Annotated in this window: 15 protein-coding genes; 6 read left to right on the forward strand and 9 right to left on the reverse strand. The window is 68.8% G+C overall.

What is annotated here, in order from left to right:
- Complete coding sequence (locus tag ACQ66H_RS01925; RefSeq protein WP_430432589.1) at positions 1 to 1,692, reverse strand: thiamine pyrophosphate-binding protein; 1,692 nt, start codon at positions 1,690 to 1,692, stop codon at positions 1 to 3.
- The gene (locus tag ACQ66H_RS01930) at positions 1,676 to 3,514 is read right to left on the reverse strand and encodes a non-ribosomal peptide synthetase (protein WP_430432590.1); all 1,839 of its coding nucleotides are present in this window, start codon (positions 3,512 to 3,514) and stop codon (positions 1,676 to 1,678) included. The genes ACQ66H_RS01925 and ACQ66H_RS01930 overlap by 17 nt, the downstream gene beginning before the upstream one ends.
- A gap of 237 nt (positions 3,515 to 3,751) precedes the next feature.
- On the opposite strand from ACQ66H_RS01930, the gene ACQ66H_RS01935 reads away from it, so the two are divergent.
- The gene (locus ACQ66H_RS01935) at positions 3,752 to 5,632 is read left to right on the forward strand and encodes a B12-binding domain-containing radical SAM protein (RefSeq protein ID WP_430435583.1); all 1,881 of its coding nucleotides are present in this window, start codon (positions 3,752 to 3,754) and stop codon (positions 5,630 to 5,632) included.
- 103 nt (positions 5,633 to 5,735) lie between these two features.
- A complete protein-coding gene (locus ACQ66H_RS01940) occupies positions 5,736 to 6,434 on the forward strand; it encodes an AbiV family abortive infection protein (protein ID WP_430432591.1) in 699 nt (232 codons plus the stop codon).
- Between the two features lie 9 nt (positions 6,435 to 6,443).
- Here the strand turns inward: ACQ66H_RS01940 and ruvB are convergent, their stop codons facing one another.
- The 3 genes from ruvB to ACQ66H_RS01955 are packed head-to-tail and all read right to left on the reverse strand — an operon-like array spanning position 6,444 to position 8,848.
- Positions 6,444 to 7,511, reverse strand: coding sequence for a Holliday junction branch migration DNA helicase RuvB (ruvB, locus tag ACQ66H_RS01945; RefSeq protein WP_430432592.1), 1,068 nt, complete (start codon positions 7,509 to 7,511; stop codon positions 6,444 to 6,446).
- Positions 7,512 to 7,515: 4 nt separating this feature from the next.
- Positions 7,516 to 8,205, reverse strand: coding sequence for a pseudouridine synthase (locus ACQ66H_RS01950; RefSeq protein ID WP_430432593.1), 690 nt, complete (start codon positions 8,203 to 8,205; stop codon positions 7,516 to 7,518).
- A gap of 1 nt (position 8,206) precedes the next feature.
- Entirely contained in the window at positions 8,207 to 8,848 is a 642-nt protein-coding gene (locus ACQ66H_RS01955; RefSeq protein WP_430432594.1) for an MBL fold metallo-hydrolase, read from the reverse strand.
- A gap of 140 nt (positions 8,849 to 8,988) precedes the next feature.
- On the opposite strand from ACQ66H_RS01955, the gene ACQ66H_RS01960 reads away from it, so the two are divergent.
- Complete coding sequence (locus ACQ66H_RS01960; protein WP_020163129.1) at positions 8,989 to 9,693, forward strand: glutathione binding-like protein; 705 nt, start codon at positions 8,989 to 8,991, stop codon at positions 9,691 to 9,693.
- Between the two features lie 61 nt (positions 9,694 to 9,754).
- Entirely contained in the window at positions 9,755 to 9,961 is a 207-nt protein-coding gene (locus ACQ66H_RS01965; RefSeq protein ID WP_019915645.1) for a hypothetical protein, read from the forward strand.
- A gap of 168 nt (positions 9,962 to 10,129) precedes the next feature.
- Here the strand turns inward: ACQ66H_RS01965 and ACQ66H_RS01970 are convergent, their stop codons facing one another.
- The 4 genes from ACQ66H_RS01970 to ACQ66H_RS01985 all read right to left on the reverse strand — a co-directional run bounded on the left by ACQ66H_RS01970 (position 10,130) and on the right by ACQ66H_RS01985 (position 13,296).
- Positions 10,130 to 10,504 (reverse strand): YchJ family protein, encoded by a 375-nt coding sequence (locus ACQ66H_RS01970; protein ID WP_430432595.1) that lies wholly within the window; start codon positions 10,502 to 10,504, stop codon positions 10,130 to 10,132.
- Positions 10,504 to 10,944, reverse strand: a complete 441-nt coding sequence (locus ACQ66H_RS01975) for a hypothetical protein (protein WP_425763595.1) — start codon at positions 10,942 to 10,944, stop codon at positions 10,504 to 10,506. The genes ACQ66H_RS01970 and ACQ66H_RS01975 overlap by 1 nt, the downstream gene beginning before the upstream one ends.
- A gap of 113 nt (positions 10,945 to 11,057) precedes the next feature.
- Positions 11,058 to 11,996: a carbohydrate kinase family protein gene (locus tag ACQ66H_RS01980; RefSeq protein WP_430432596.1), complete on the reverse strand. Its 939-nt coding sequence runs from the start codon at positions 11,994 to 11,996 to the stop codon at positions 11,058 to 11,060.
- Positions 11,997 to 12,060: 64 nt separating this feature from the next.
- On the reverse strand, positions 12,061 to 13,296 hold the full coding sequence (locus tag ACQ66H_RS01985; RefSeq protein WP_430432597.1) for a glycosyltransferase family 4 protein: 1,236 nt from the start codon (positions 13,294 to 13,296) through the stop codon (positions 12,061 to 12,063).
- Between the two features lie 140 nt (positions 13,297 to 13,436).
- Here ACQ66H_RS01985 and ACQ66H_RS01990 point away from each other — a divergent pair, with 140 nt between their 5' ends.
- The gene (locus ACQ66H_RS01990; protein ID WP_430432598.1) at positions 13,437 to 13,925 is read left to right on the forward strand and encodes a TlpA family protein disulfide reductase; all 489 of its coding nucleotides are present in this window, start codon (positions 13,437 to 13,439) and stop codon (positions 13,923 to 13,925) included.
- Positions 13,926 to 13,949: 24 nt separating this feature from the next.
- Complete coding sequence (locus ACQ66H_RS01995; RefSeq protein WP_430432599.1) at positions 13,950 to 15,047, forward strand: transglutaminase-like domain-containing protein; 1,098 nt, start codon at positions 13,950 to 13,952, stop codon at positions 15,045 to 15,047.
- Positions 15,048 to 15,049: the final 2 nt, after the last annotated feature.

The raw sequence follows: 15,049 nt of genomic DNA on the forward strand, positions 1-15,049 counted from the left end.
TCAGCTTGCCAGCGGATCGACCTGTAGTTGTATCAACGCCGGCCCGTCACCGCCCAGTGCCCGCGTGAGTGCCGCCGGCAGCGTCGCCGGACTGTCCGCCTGTTCGATGCGCACGCCGAGCTGCTGCGCCATCCGGTCGTAGCGCAGGCCCTGGCGGTAGGCCAGCAGCCGCGCGCCGTGGCCGGCCGGAAAGGCCTTGTGCTGACGGCGTTCGCCGGACGGACCGTCGTTGTTCAGCAGTATGACGACGAGCTTGATTCCGTGCCGCACCGCCGTTTCGAGTTCGAAGAAATTGAGACCCAGTGCCATGTCGCCGGTGACCAGCACGACCGGCCGGCCATTGCCCGCACGCGCGGCGGCGATGGCGAACGGCAGGCCGCTGCCCATGCAGCCGCTGGTGCCCGGCGTCAGCCGCGACAGCGGCTGGCGGACGACGATGTGTTTCTGTGCCGCCAGCAGCGTCACGTTGCCGTCGAGCACGGTGATCGCGTCGGCGGGCAGTGTGGCGACCAGTGCCGCAGCGACCTCGTCCGGCGTCGGCCGGTCGGCGGCTGCGGCCGGCGGCGCTGCGATGACGCACTCCGTACTGTCGGGCGACGTCGCAGGAAGGGGCTGGCGCTGCCGGATCCGGTCGAGCAGGGACGGCAGCAGCGTGCCGGCGCGACCGGTCAGCGTCAGCGCGCGCGGTGGGCCCTCGGCGAAGGCGGCGTCGCAGCAGTCGATCTGCACGATGGGCGTGCCGGGACGGATTTCTGCGCCGTAGCGGAAGGTCCAGTTCAGCCGGGCGCCGACCAGCAGCACGCAGTCGGCGGCGGCCAGCGCGCGGCTCTGATCGGCAGTGCGCGAAAGCGGATGATCGTCCGGCAGCAGGCCGCGGCCCATCGGCGAAGCGACGAAGGGCAGTTGCAGATGGTCAACCAGCGCGCGCAGCGGGCGGTAGGCGTCGTCCCAGCGCACACCCTTGCCGAACACCAGCAGCGGTGCGCGCGCGCCGAGCAGCAGGTCGGCGGCGCGATCGAGGGCAGCGGTGTCCGGCGGTGTGCCCGCGGGTGGTGCGCCGATATCGACCGGCGCAGCGACGGCGAAGCCGCTCAGACTGTCCTCCGGCAGGTTGACATGGACGGCACCCGGGCGTCCGTCGCAGGCGATGCGGGCGGCGGCGGCCAGCGTGCGGCCGATGCCGGGGGTGCTGCCGGCGCGCAGACAGTCCTTGGCCAGCGGACGCATTGCGCGCATGCCGTCCAGTTCGGTGAAGGCACCCATGCCGGCGGCGGCCTGCTCGACTGCACCGGCAAGCAGCAGTACCGGCCAGCCGTTGTCCTGCGCGACCTGCACGCCGGTCATCGCATTGGTCACCGCGACGCCGCTGGACACCATGGCCACCGCGGCGAGGCGGCCGGCGATGTAGTTGTGGGCGGCGGCCATCATCACCGTCGCCTGCTGGTGACGGACGCCGGTGACGGTCAGGCCGGCCCGTGAGCAGGCGCCGATCGTCTCGTCGATCGGCAGGCCGGGCATTGCGTACAGATGGGTGATGCCGAGTGCGGCCAGCGCCTGCGCGACCGCGTCGTGACCGCGCACGCGGCGCGCCTGCAACGCGTCGCGCAGGGCGTCCCGATGCGCCGGCGCGAGCGCGGCCAGGCGGTGGAGTACCGCGTCGGTCCGGCGCTTCCGATCAGACGGGGCGCGCATCCTGTTCGTCGCCGGTTGCGGGCAGTGGCGCCAGTTCGTCGAGGATGCGTTCGATCTCGGCAATCACCGACGGGTCCAGTGTCTGCCGCACTGCGTCGGCGAGGGTGGCGACCGTCGGGTGGCGGAACAGCAGCGCAGTCGGCAGATCGACCGGCAGTACCGACACGATGCGGGCGACCACCCGGGTGGCTTTCAGCGAGTCGCCGCCGAGCGCGAAGAAGTTGTTGTGCACGCCGATGTCGCCGCCCAGCACGTCCTGCCAGGACTGGACGAGGATGTCCTCGACCACGTCGCGCGGCGCGACGAAGTCCGGCGTGCGCAGCGCCTGCAGCCTTTCGGCCAGACCGATGCGCTGCACCTTGCCGGTCGGTCCCTTCGGAATTTCGGCCAGCAGCAGCACCTCGCTCGGTACCTTGAAGTCGGCCAGCCGGCCGAACAGGAATGCGCGCAGCGCTTCCGGCCCGATGGCGCTGCCCGGCCGCGGCACGACGGCGGCGGCGACGTCTTCGCCCAGCGTCGGGTGCGGCACCGCGAAGGCGACCGCCTGCGCGACGTCCGGGTGGGTCAGCAGCGCTTCGTCGATTTCGCGTGGCGTGATCTTCTCGCCGCCGCGGTTGATCATTTCCTTCAGCCGTCCGGTGATGTGCAGATAGCCCTCGGCATCGACATAGCCCTCGTCGCCGGTGCGGAACCAGCCCGCGGTGAAGGCGCTGCGGTTGGCCTCCGGATGGGCGTGGTAGGCACGCATCACGTTGGCGCCGCGGATGGCGATCTCGCCGCGCGCGCCGGCGGCCAGCGGCGCACCGGCGGCGTCGATGACGGCGATTTCCGGGCCGGCTGGCAGGCCGACCGAACCGGGCTTGCGCACGCCCGGCGGCAACGGGTTGCTGGCCATCTGGTGCGCCGCCTCGGTCATGCCGTAGGCCTCGATGACCGGACAACCGAAGCGCGCTTCGAGCGCGGCCAGCGTGGCGGGGGCGAGCGCGGCCGACGACGAGCGCACGAAGCGCAGCGGGCGTTGCGGCCGGCGACCGTCGGCGGCAGCGAGCACGGCCTGGTGCATGGTTGGCACCGCCGAATACCAGGTGGCGCCGCAGGCATCGAGCCAGTCGAAGAAGTCGGGCAGGCGCAGTGCCGGTGCGCATACGGTGCGGCCGCCGGCGGCCAGCGGCGCCAGCAGGCCGGCGACCAGGCCGTGGATGTGGAACAGCGGCATCGCGTTCAGTGCGCAGTCGTCAGCGCCGAGTTGCAGCGCGGCGACGATGTGGGCCATCGACGCGGCGAGGTTGGCGTGGCTCAGCGGAACCTGCTTCGGACGCGAGGTGGTGCCCGAGGTGTGCAGCACCAGCGCGATGTCGTCGGACGCCGGTGTCGGCGGCAGCGGCGCGTCGCCGGTCGCCCACAGCGCTTCGCCCGCCTCGATCACCGGCAGACCGCGCTGCGCCGCGATCTCGCGCGCCAGCGCCGGGCTGTCGCCGGTGACGACCAGCGCACGTGCCGCGAGATCGTCGAGGTAAAAGGCCAGTTCGGCCGGCCCATACTGCGGATTGAGTGGTGCGCAGGCGGCGACGCGCATTGTGCCCAGCACGGCCAGCGCCATGTCGATGCCATTGGGCGCGAGCACCGCCACCCGGTCGGTCGGCGCGATGGCGAGCGCGCGGAGCCGCTGCGCCAGCAGGCGGGTGCGTCGGGCGAGCTCGGCGCGCGACAGGCTCCTGCCGTCGCTGCGCATCAGCGCCGCGCGGTCACCGGCATCGGCCGCCAGTGCCTCGATCAGCACTGCGACGGACGGCGGTCCAGCTTCGGTGGGTGATTCGGGCATCGTGGCCTCTCTCCTCGGTACGGCGTTGACGGACCTTCGCGCTCGTATCGCCGTGATGGTAGGGGTGTGCAGCGAATTGCCGAGTAAATATTTGGGAACCCGGCGTGGTCACCGATGCCGCGAGCGGTCAGTCGTGAGGTATTGCGCGGATCGGCGCGCCTTCGGGTACGCTGCGCGGCTTGTCGCACCGCCGTATCCACCATGAGCGCGCCCGCTTCCTCGACCCCGTCGCCCCGTGTGCTGTCCGTCATTCCGCCGATGACGCAGCTGAACACGCCCTATCCGTCCACCGCCTATCTGACCGGTTTCCTGCGCTCGCGCGGCGTCGATGCGGTGCAGGAGGATCTGGCGCTGACGCTGGTGCTGGACCTGCTGTCGCGCGAGGGTCTGGTGGCGCTGCGCGAGGCCTGCGACGCGCTGCCGCAGAAGAAGCGCCCGCGCGCCGCCGCCAGTTTCGCGGCGCAGCATTCGCGCTACGCGGCGACCATGGCGCCGGTGCTCGCTTTCCTGCAGGGGCGCGATCCGACGCTGGCGCACCGCATCGTGTCGCGCGGCTTTCTGCCCGAAGGGCCGCGCTTCGAATCGCTGGAGGCCTACATCGACCCGGACGGCGGCGATCCGCTGGCCTGGGCCTTCGGCGCACTGGGCGTGCAGGACCGTGCACGCCATTTCGCGACGCTCTACCTGAACGACGTCGCCGATGCGATACGCGAAGCCGTCAACCCGCGCTTCGAATTCGTCCGCTACGCCGAATCGCTGGCGCAGAGCCAGCCCAGCTTCGACCCGCTGGCGCAGGCGCTGGCTGCAACGCCCACCCTGGTCAACCGCGCGCTCGACCGGCTGACGCGCGAAGCGCTGGCGCGCCACACGCCGCGCGTGGTGCTGCTGTCGGTGCCCTTTCCCGGCGCCGTGTACGCGGCCTTTCGCATCGCGCAGACGATACGGGCGGTCGATCCGTCCATCGTCACCGTGCTCGGCGGCGGCTTCGTCAACACCGAACTGCGCGAACTGGCCGAGCCGCGCGTGTTCGACTTCTTCGATTACGTGACGCTGGACGCCGGCGAGCGGCCGCTGCTGGCGCTGCTCGACCACCTCGCCGGTGGCCGCTCCCGACAGCGACTGGTGCGCACCTTCCTGCGTGAGGACGGTGTGGTGAAGTACGTGAACTTCGTCGAGCCGGACATTCCGTTCGACGAGGTCGGAACGCCGACCTGGGCCGGTCTGCCGCTGGACCGCTACCTGTCGCTGCTCGACATGCTCAATCCGATGCACCGGCTGTGGTCGGACGGGCGCTGGAACAAGCTCACGGTGGCGCACGGCTGCTACTGGAAGAAGTGCAGCTTCTGCGACGTGAGCCTCGACTACATTTCGCGCTACGACGCGGCGAGTGCGAGCACGCTGGTCGATCGCGTCGAAGCCATCGTCGCCGAGACCGGACAGAGCGGTTTCCATCTGGTCAACGAGGCGCCGCCGCCGAAGTCGCTGCGCGCCTTCGCCGCCGAACTGAAGCGGCGTGATGTGAGCATTTCGTGGTGGGGCAATATCCGCTTCGAGAAGTCGTTCACGCCGGAGCTGTGCCTGGAACTGGCCGACAGCGGCTGCATCGCCATTTCCGGCGGACTGGAAGTGGCGAGCGACCGGCTGCTGCAGCTGATGAAGAAGGGCGTGTCGGTCGAGCAGGTCGCGCGCGTCACGCGCGGCTTCGCCGACGCCGGCATCCTGGTGCACGCCTACCTGATGTACGGCTTTCCGACGCAGACCGTGCAGGACACGGTCGATGCGCTGGAATACGTGCGCCAGCTGTTCGAGCACGGCTGCATCCAGAGCGGCTTCTTCCATCGCTTCGCCTGTACCGTGCATTCGCCGGTCGGCATGCACCCGGAGGACTACGGCGTGACGCTGCTGCCGCTGCCGCCGGTCACCTTCGCGAAAAACGACGTCGGCTTCATCGACCCGGTCGGTACCGACCACGACGCGATGGGCGCCGCGCTGAACAAGGCGCTGTACAACTACATGCACGGCATCGGCCTGGACGAGGACGTGCGCGCCTGGTTCGGCGGCCGCGTGCCGAAGACCCGCGTGCCGCGTCATTTCATCGAGCGCGCGCTCGCCGGCTGAGCCGGTGCGTCGGCATCTGGACGCGTTACGGCGTGCTGGGTATGCTGATTCACGACTGCCGGCCACGAGCCGGTCCGTCCATCTGCGTAACCGGAGCAAAGCCGTGTCATCCGCATCCTTCGCCACCATCCCCCTCAGTTCCCGTCTGCTGCGCACCATCCGTGACGTGGCCATCGACAACGCCCGCCAGCTGCTGCACGAAGCGCCGCTGCTGCTGCGTCACCATCACCACGCTCGTGCCGCACTGCTGGCCCGGGTGGCCATCGAGGAAGTGGGGCGCGCGGTTCAGGCTTTCGACGCGCTCGGCCGCAACGTGACGGACGAGGCGGTGGCGATGCGGGTCAAGCTGAATTTCGAGGACTACTCGAAACGCCTTAACGCGGCGGTGTTCCCGCTGCTGCTGGAAGAGCCGCAGCGGCGTGACGAGGTGATGGCGCAGATCGACGATTTGATCGAGGCCGGCCAGAACCCGCGCGATCCGGCGCTCTACACCGGCGTCGATTCACTGACCGGCCGCGTCACCACGCCCAATGGTTCGATCGGCCCGGCGGCCGCGTCGCGGCGCGTTGCGCTGGCGAAAGAAATTTTCGCGCGCGGAGAGATGCTGGTGCTGTTCACGCCGCCCAAGCTGCGCACCCGCGCCGAGGACCGCGCGTTCGCGCTGCGGCCGGGCGAACTGATCGCCGCCCGCCAGGGCGTCGAGGCGTGGGAGGTGTACATCGAGAACATCCGCGCCGGCGACGCGCGCTTCGATTCGGCGCTCGACGAGATGCGCCGCCGCACGACCGACGGCGAGCGCTGATCGCGCGCGTCAGCCTTCCGGCTTGTCGTCCCACAGCGAGGCGACGGCCGGCCCAGTCGCATTGAAACCGAGATGGCGATAGATGGCCGCGGTGGCGATGCGGCCGCGTGGCGTGCGCTGCAGATAGCCCTGCTGGATCAGATAGGGCTCCAGCACGTCCTCGATGGTGTCGCGCGATTCGCCGATGGCGGCGGCGAGGTTGTCTACGCCGACCGGGCCGCCGTCGAACTTGTCGATCACCGCTTCGAGCAGCTTGCGGTCCATCAGGTCGAGGCCGACGCTGTCCACGTCCAGCATGATCAGTGCGGCGTCGGCCACTTCGCGCGTGATCTCGCCGTTCGCCTTCACCTGCGCGTAGTCGCGGCAGCGGCGCAGCAGGCGGTTGGCGATGCGCGGCGTACCGCGCGAGCGGCGGGCGATTTCAAGGCTGCCGGCGTCGTCGATCGCGCAGTCGAGCAGGCGCGCCGAGCGACGCACGATGAGCGCCAGTTCGTCGGCCGAATAGAATTCCAGCCGGGCGACGATGCCGAAGCGGTCGCGCAGCGGATTGGTGAGCATGCCGGCGCGCGTGGTGGCGCCGACCAGCGTGAACGGCGGCAGGTCGAGCTTGATCGAGCGAGCGGCCGGGCCTTCGCCGATCATGATGTCGATCTGGAAATCCTCCAGCGCCGGGTAGAGGATTTCCTCCACCACCGGGCTCAGGCGGTGGATTTCGTCGATGAACAGCACGTCGTTCGGTTCGAGGTTGCTGAGTATTGCCGCCAGATCGCCGGCGCGCTCCAGCACCGGGCCCGAGGTCTGACGCAGATTGACGCCCATTTCCGCGGCGACGATGTGGGCCAGCGTGGTCTTGCCGAGGCCCGGCGGGCCGAACAGCAGCACGTGGTCCAGCGGTTCGCCGCGGCCGCGCGCGGCGGCGACGAAGATGTCGAGCTGGTCGCGTATCTTCTGCTGGCCGATGTATTCGTCGAGCCGCTTCGGCCGCAGTGCGCGCTCCAGCGCGTCCTCCTGCGGGCTGGCGGGCGCGGCCGATACGATGCGCGGGCCGCTGGGCAGGGAATCGGTCTGTATGGCCATGCGCTCACACCTCCGACGGGTCGATCCAGCGCCACTCGCCCGGCGCCAGGTCGGCCGGCAGTTCCAGCCTGCCGACCGCGACCCGGTGCAGCGCCTCGCAGCGGTTGCCGGCGGCGGCCACCATGCGCTTGACCTGGTGGTACTTGCCTTCGCCTATCGTGATCGACAGGCGGTTCGCGTCAATCTGCTCGACCGTGTGCGCGGCCACCGATATGCCGGGCGCGTCGTTCAGTTCGACGCCGCCGCGCAGCGCGGCGAGCTGGGCGTCGTCGACCGGATGCTTGGTGGTCGCGACATAGCGCTTCAGCACGCCGTGCTTGGGCGAGGTGAGCTTGTGGATGAACTGGCCGTCGTCGGTCAGCAGCAAGAGGCCGGTGGTGTCCTCGTCGAGCCGGCCGACGCATTGCACCGCGCGCACCACCAGTGGCGAGGGCAGCAGCGTGAACACCGCCGGGTGGTGCTTGGGCTTCTGCGAGCACTCGTAGCCGGCCGGCTTGTGCAGCATCACATAGGCCTTCTCGTGGTAGCGCCAGGGCTGGCCGTTCACGGTGAATTCCAGGCCCTCGGGGTCGAGTTCGACGAAGGGGTCGTCGATCATTTCACCGCCAACGGTGACGCGTTCGAGGCGCACCAGCGCGCGGCATTCGCGGCGGGTGCCGAAGCCCTGGCTCTGCAGGATGCGTTCGAGTTGCATATCAGTGGTTTCCGCCCACGTAGGGGTTGTACTTTCGTTCCTCGCCGAAGGTGGACATCGGGCCGTGGCCGGGGATGAAGCGGATGTCGTCACCCAGCGGGAACAGTTTTTCGCGGATGGAACGGATCAGGTCGCCGTGGTTGCCGCGCGGAAAGTCGGTGCGGCCGATCGAGCCGGCGAACAGCACGTCGCCGACCTGGGCCAGGCGGCCGGCGCGGTCAACGAACACCACGTGGCCCGGCGTGTGGCCGGGACAGTGCACCACGTCCAGCGTCACCTTGCCCACCGTCACGGTGTCGCCGTCGGCCAGCCAGCGGGTCGGCACGAAGGGGCGACAGGGCGGGAAACCGAACATCTGCGCCTGCACCGGGAAGCCGTCTATCCAGAACTTGTCGTCCGGGTGCGGCCCTTCGATCGGCAGATCGAACTGTTCCGCCAAGTCCTGTGTCGCGCCGGCGTGATCGAGGTGGCCGTGGGTGATCAGGATCTTTTCCAGCGAGATGCCGTGGCGCTTCACCTCGGCCAGCACGCGGTCGAGATCGCCGCCCGGGTCAACGACGGCGCCCTTCATCGTTTCGTCGCACCACAGCAGGGTGCAGTTCTGGGCGAACGGGGTGACCGGGATGATGGCGTGCTGGAGCATGGGCGAGGCAGTTGCGAGAAAGCGACATTGTACGTGGCGGCGGTGCGCCATCCGACACGGCGGCTTACAGCTCGGGCAGACAGAAACCGCAGCGGCAGGGTAGGCTGGACGCGACGGCATTCATTCCGAGGCAGCGCATCGTGATCGATCTTCATTTCTGGCCGACACCGAACGGTTACAAGGTATTGATGTTCCTCGAAGAAGCGAACGTCGAGCACCGCATCGTGCCGGTCAATATCGGTGCCGGCGAGCAGTTTCGCCCCGAATTCCTGGCCATCTCGCCGAACAACCGAATGCCCGCAATCGTCGATCACGCACCGGCCGACGGCGGGGCGCCGCTGTCGGTGTTCGAGTCCGGCGCCATCCTGCTTTATCTCGCGGAAAAGACGGGCAAGTTCCTGCCGGCCGATCTGCGTGCCCGGGTGCAGGCGCTCGAATGGCTGTTCTGGCAAGTCGGTGGCCTTGGGCCGATGGCCGGGCAGAATCACCATTTCGTCCAGTACGCGCCGGAGGCGATCGCCTACGCAATCAAGCGCTACGTTGACGAAACCGGCCGCCTGTATGGCGTGCTGAACAAGCATCTGGCGGACCGCGCCTTCATCGCCGGCGACGACTACACGATCGCCGACATGGCGAGCTACCCGTGGGTGGTGCCGCACAAGCGCCAGCAGATGGATCTGGACGATTTTCCGCACCTGAAGCGCTGGTTCGAATCGATACGTGCCCGCACCGCCACCGTGCGCGCGTACGAGCGCGGCGCCCAGGTCAGCGACAAGCCGGTCGTGGACGAGCAGTCGCGCAAGCTGCTGTTCGGCCAGAACGCCGATACGGTGGCGAAGCAATGAGGCTGTGCTAGGCTGCAAAAGCCGTTCTCACCCTCGTCAGTGTTCCTTCGGGAGAAAGACAATGAGCACCGAAAAGCTGATCCACGACGCCGCCGACCAGTGCGACTGGGACCCCGACATGGTGGTCAGCGTACTCGCCGATTTCATCGACGAGTTCTGTGACCCGGACGATTTCAAGGCCTTCCTCGAAGCCCGCGTCGCCGAAGAGGCGGACGACGAGTACGAGGAAGACGAAGAGGACGAGGTCGCGAACGACGACGACTACTGAGTCGTTGCCGACGGGCTTCGGTGCAAAGAATCCTTTGGGCGTGGTCTTCCCGCGACGGCGCCCGTCATCATCGACAGCGCAGGTCTATCCGCACTGTCGCGGTCAGAGAACCGCCCCGCTGCCGGCAGCGGGGCCTCTGAATATCGAAGCTCCGCCCTTCAGTCGCGCTCAGCGCTCGAAATCTCCATCGACGTAGTACCAGCGGCCGTCCTCCTGCACGAAACGGCTGTTTTCGTGCAGGCGGTGCGCCCGTCCGCCCAGCTTGCTGCGGGCGACGAATTCGACCGTGCCGTGATCGGCGTCCTGCAACGCGCTGCGCTTCACCTCCAGCCCGAGCCATTTCAGGCCCGGCTCAGGCGGCGGCAGCGCAGCAGGGCGCGTCGTCGGATGCCAGGTGGCCAGCAGGTAGTCGCGCAGATCGAGTACGAAGGCGCTGTAGCGGGAACGCATCAGCGCCTCCGGCGTCGGTGCCGCTTCGCCGGCATGGAAGCGCGCGCAGCAGGCGTCCGCCGGGCGGCCGCTGCCGCACACGCAGACCGACATCAGTAGCGGCTGACCCGCGTATTGCCGCTGGAGCCGACCAGTTTCACGCGGTCGCCCGGGTTGAACTTCTCGTCGCCTTCCTGCACCACGGCGATCACGTTGCCGCTGTCCAGACGTATCGTGATTTCCTGACCGGAACGGCGGGTCGCGCCTTCCTCGATCAATGCACCGGCGACGCCGCCGACCACTGCGCCGGCGATGGCGCCTGCGGTCGAACCGCGTCCACCGGCCAGGCCGCCGATGGCGGCACCGCTGGCGGTACCGACGTGCGACTTGGTGCCCTCGATGGTGACCGCGCGCACGGCTTCGACCGTACCCATGCGTACCGACATTTCGCGCCGCGCCTGATCGCGCGAATACGTGTCACCGGACAGGCTGGACTGGCAGCCGGCCAGCACCAGTCCGGCCGTCATCAGCGCGGCAAGCGCCAAGCGATTCATTTCATCTCTCCGTCGGATCGCTGCCGGCACGATGCCGGCAAACCACCTCATTTAACGCGCCGGCAATGAACCGGCGATGCTGCAATCGTGAGCAGTTGTTTCCGTGCTCCGGGTCAGAAATCGAGCGAGCTGCCATAGGTGGCACGGAAGCGGCGCTCGATCTCGGTACGCGTCGGCGCGTGGTTCTGACCGCCGCGGCTGGCGATCTTGATCGCCCCCATCACCGATGCCAGGCGGGCCGACGACACGACATCCGCGCCGCGCGACAGACCGTACAGCAGACCGCCGCGATAGGCGTCGCCGCAGCCGGTCGGGTCGAGCAACGCGTCAGCCGGTACGCAGGCCACTTCGGTCACCGTGCCGCCGTGATAGACGCGCGAACCTTCGCCGCCGCGGGTCACGATCAGCGCGTCAACGCGCTCGGCGATCTGCGCTTCGCTGAGGCCGGTGCGGTCGCACAGCATGCGCGCCTCGTAATCATTGACCGTGCACCAGGTCGCCAGTTCGAGGAAGTGCAGCAGGTCGTCGCCGTTGAACATCGGCATGCCCTGACCCGGATCGAACACGAAGGGGATGCCGGCGTCGGCGAACTGCTGCGCGTGCGTCACCATGCCGTCGCGGCCGTCCGGGGCGACGATGCCCAGTTTCACGCCCTGTGCGTCGCCGACCCGGTTCTCGTGCGAAAAGCTCATCGCGCCCGGATGGAAGGCGGTGATCTGGTTGTCGTCGAGGTCGGTGGTGATGAAGCACTGCGCGGTGAAGGCGTCATCGACGCGGCGCACGTGAGTGACCGGGATGCCGAGCGCGGCGAAGCGCTCGAAATAGGGGCCGGCGTCCTGACCGACGGTGGCCATCATCAGCGGTTCGCCGCCCAGCAGCTTCAGGTTGTAGGCGATGTTGCCGGCGCAGCCGCCGAATTCGCGCCGCATGTCCGGCACCAGGAAGGACACGTTCAGGATGTGGATCTGGTCCGGCAGGATGTGGTGCTTGAAGCGGTCCGGAAAGACCATGATGTTGTCGTAGGCGATGGAGCCGCAGATGAGGACGGACATGGAGGGCGTGCCGGTAGCGGGAAAACCGCGAGTATACGGCGCCTCGAGCGGCACCGGCAGGCCTTCAGAAGGCGTCGTCGCGTGCCCGGCGCAGCGTTTCGGCGCTGCTGACAGCGTTGCGCAGCCGGCGGGCGAAGGTGTCCGCCACGCTGTTCCAGTCCAGCTGCTCGACGCTGCGTCGCGCACCGGTCGCCATCGCGGCGCGCAGCGTGTCGTCGCGGCCGGCGCGCAAGGTCTGTTCGATGAAGGTCGCTTCGTCGCCCGGCGGCGCCAGCAGGCCATTGCGGCCGGGTTCTATCAGTTCGGCCGCGGCCGCCTGGGCGTAGCTCACCACCGGCAGGCCGCTGGCCAGCGCTTCGGTCAGCACGTTGCCGAAGGTTTCGGTCAGGCTGCCGAACAGGAACAGGTCGGCGCTGGCGTAGTGAGTGGCCAGATCCTCGCCGCTGCGCATGCCGGCGAACAGGTGGTGCGGATACTGCTGCGCCAGCGTTTCGCGCGCCGGTCCGTCGCCGACCCACAGCATGCGTGCCTCCGGCCGCTCGCGGCGCAGCGCTTCGAAGGCGCGGGCGACCAGATCGAGGTTCTTTTCCGGTGCCAGGCGGCTGACGAAGGCCACCACCAGATCGTCCGGCGCGGCGCCCCACGCTGCGCGCAGTGCCTGGCTGCGGCGTGCCGGCGAGAACAGCGCGGTATCGACGCCGCGCGACACGACTTCGATATTGCGGTAGCCGCAGTCGGTCAGCTGCGCCTGCAGCGCCTGCGTCGGCACGAAGGTGGCGTGACCGAGGTTGTGGAAGCGGCGCAGGTAGGCGGCGATCGGCCGTTTCAGCCAGCGGATGCCGTAGTGCGCGCTGTAGGCGTCGAAGTTGGTGCGGAAGTCGCTGGTCACCGGCAGCTTGAGCTTGCGCGCCGCCGCCATCGCCGACCAGCCGAGCGGGCCTTCGGTGACCAGGTGCACGAGGTCGGGTCGCTCCAGCGTCCATAGCCGGGCCAGCTTCTGCTTGGCCGGCAGGCCGACGCGCAGGCTGCCGTACTTCGGGATCGGCACGCCGCGTGCCAGCACCTCGCGCAGCGGGCCGTCGCGCAGTGGCGCGTCGGTCGCGTGCTGCTTCGGCCGGATCAGCTGCACCCGATGCCCGCGCGCGAGCAAGCCGTCCACCATGCGTTTCAGGCTCATCGCCACGCCATTGACCTCGGGCGGCCAGGTCTCGGTCACGACGGCAATGCGCAATGCCTCGTCCGCCGCCTGCAGGCGTTCGACGGTGAAGGCGATGTCGGTGCGGGGATCGTCGCGACGCATATGCACAGTGTCATCGCCGCCCAATGCAGGCCGGTGACGGGGTGGTGACAGCGGCGTGACAGGGACCGGGCGGGGCGAACGGATGAAATGCGGAGCGGCTGCCACTACACTGCGCGCTTCGACTCATCCTTCGTGCGCACATGTTTCCGTCCGTTCTGCGTGCCGGCCGTGTGACGGCCTGCCTGCTGGCGCTGTGCTCGGCGCCGTTTTGTGCGGCCGCCTTGACACCGGTCGAGCCGGCGGCGCTGCCTCAGGGCGACGCGAACCTTGCGGCACGGCTCGCGTCTTACGCCGGTCGTCCGGTGCTGGTGAATTTCTGGGCGTCGTGGTGCGAACCCTGTCGCGAGGAAATGCCGGCGCTGCAGGCGCTCGCCGACAGGGGTGTCGTTGTGCTGATCATCGCCGTCGCCGACCGCGACGCCGATGCCCGCCGCTTCCTCGATCAGGCGGGCGTCGCGCTGCCGCTGCTGTTCGATCGCGAGCAGCGCATCAGCAAGGCTTGGGGTGTGCGCCTGCTGCCCTACACCGTGGTGCTCGACGGCCGGCATCGCGTGGTGGCGCGGGCGCAGGGCGTGGTCAACTGGAATGCATCGGCGGTGCGCGAACAACTGCAGCGCCTGATGCGCTGATTGAATTTCGTCTGGAGAATGTCCATGGATCGTCGTCGTTTCATTCACGCCAGTGCGCTGGCCGGCCTGTCGGCCTCACTGCCCGGCGCGTTGCGCGCCGCCCCGGCCGGCTTCGATCCGTCGCCGGCGAGTGGTTGGCGCTCCTACGAGGTGGTGACCCGGGTGACGCCGGTGGCCAGCGATCAGGCGGTAACGGTGTGGATTCCGCTGCCGTCGCTGAACAACGACGACTGGATCCGTGCGCTGGGCAACGAATGGAGCGGCAACGCCGCGCGCGCCGGTGTAGCCGAGGACACGGTCTATGGCGCACGCATGCTGGTCGCGCAGTGGAGCGCCGGGCAAGCCGCGCCGGAGATCGAGGTGGTCAGCCGCTTCGCCACCCGCGACCGCGCGATCGACTTCGCTGCGCCGAGCGCGGTACCGCCGCTCGACGCGGCCGAGCGGCGCCTGTTCACGCAGCCGACCGAACTGCTGCCGACCGACGGCATCGTGCTCGACACCGCGCAGAAGGCGACGCGCGGCGCGAAGACCGACACCGACCGCGCCCGTGCGCTGTACGAGTGGATCTGCGACAACACGGAGCGCAATCCGAAGACGCGCGGCTGTGGACTGGGCGACATCCGCAGCATGCTGGAAAGCGGCAACTTGTCGGGCAAGTGCGCCGACCTGAATGCGTTGTTCGTCGGCCTTGCCCGCTCGGTCGGACTGCCGGCGCGCGACGTCTATGGCATCCGCGTGGCCGATTCGAAGTTCGGCTACAAGAGCCTGGGCAAGAGCGGCGACATCACGAAGGCGCAGCACTGCCGCGCCGAGGTGTGGCTGGCCGGCTACGGCTGGGTGCCGGTCGATCCGGCCGACGTGCGCAAGGTGGTGCTGGAAGAGCGTCCGGGGCTGACGCTGAAGGACGACGTCGTCGTTGCCGCGCGGAACAAGCTTTTCGGCGCGTGGGAAATGAACTGGCTGGCCTACAACGTCGCTCACGACATCGCACTGCCTGGGTCGAACGGCGCCGCCGTGCCCTTCCTGATGTATCCGCAGGGCGAAACCGCTGCCGGTCGCCTTGACAGCCTCGACCCGGCCGGTTTCAGCTACACCATCACTTCAAGGGAAGTCGTCGCCTGAGC

This window comes from Methyloversatilis sp. (assembly GCF_965284615.1).
Taxonomy (GTDB): domain Bacteria; phylum Pseudomonadota; class Gammaproteobacteria; order Burkholderiales; family Rhodocyclaceae; genus Methyloversatilis.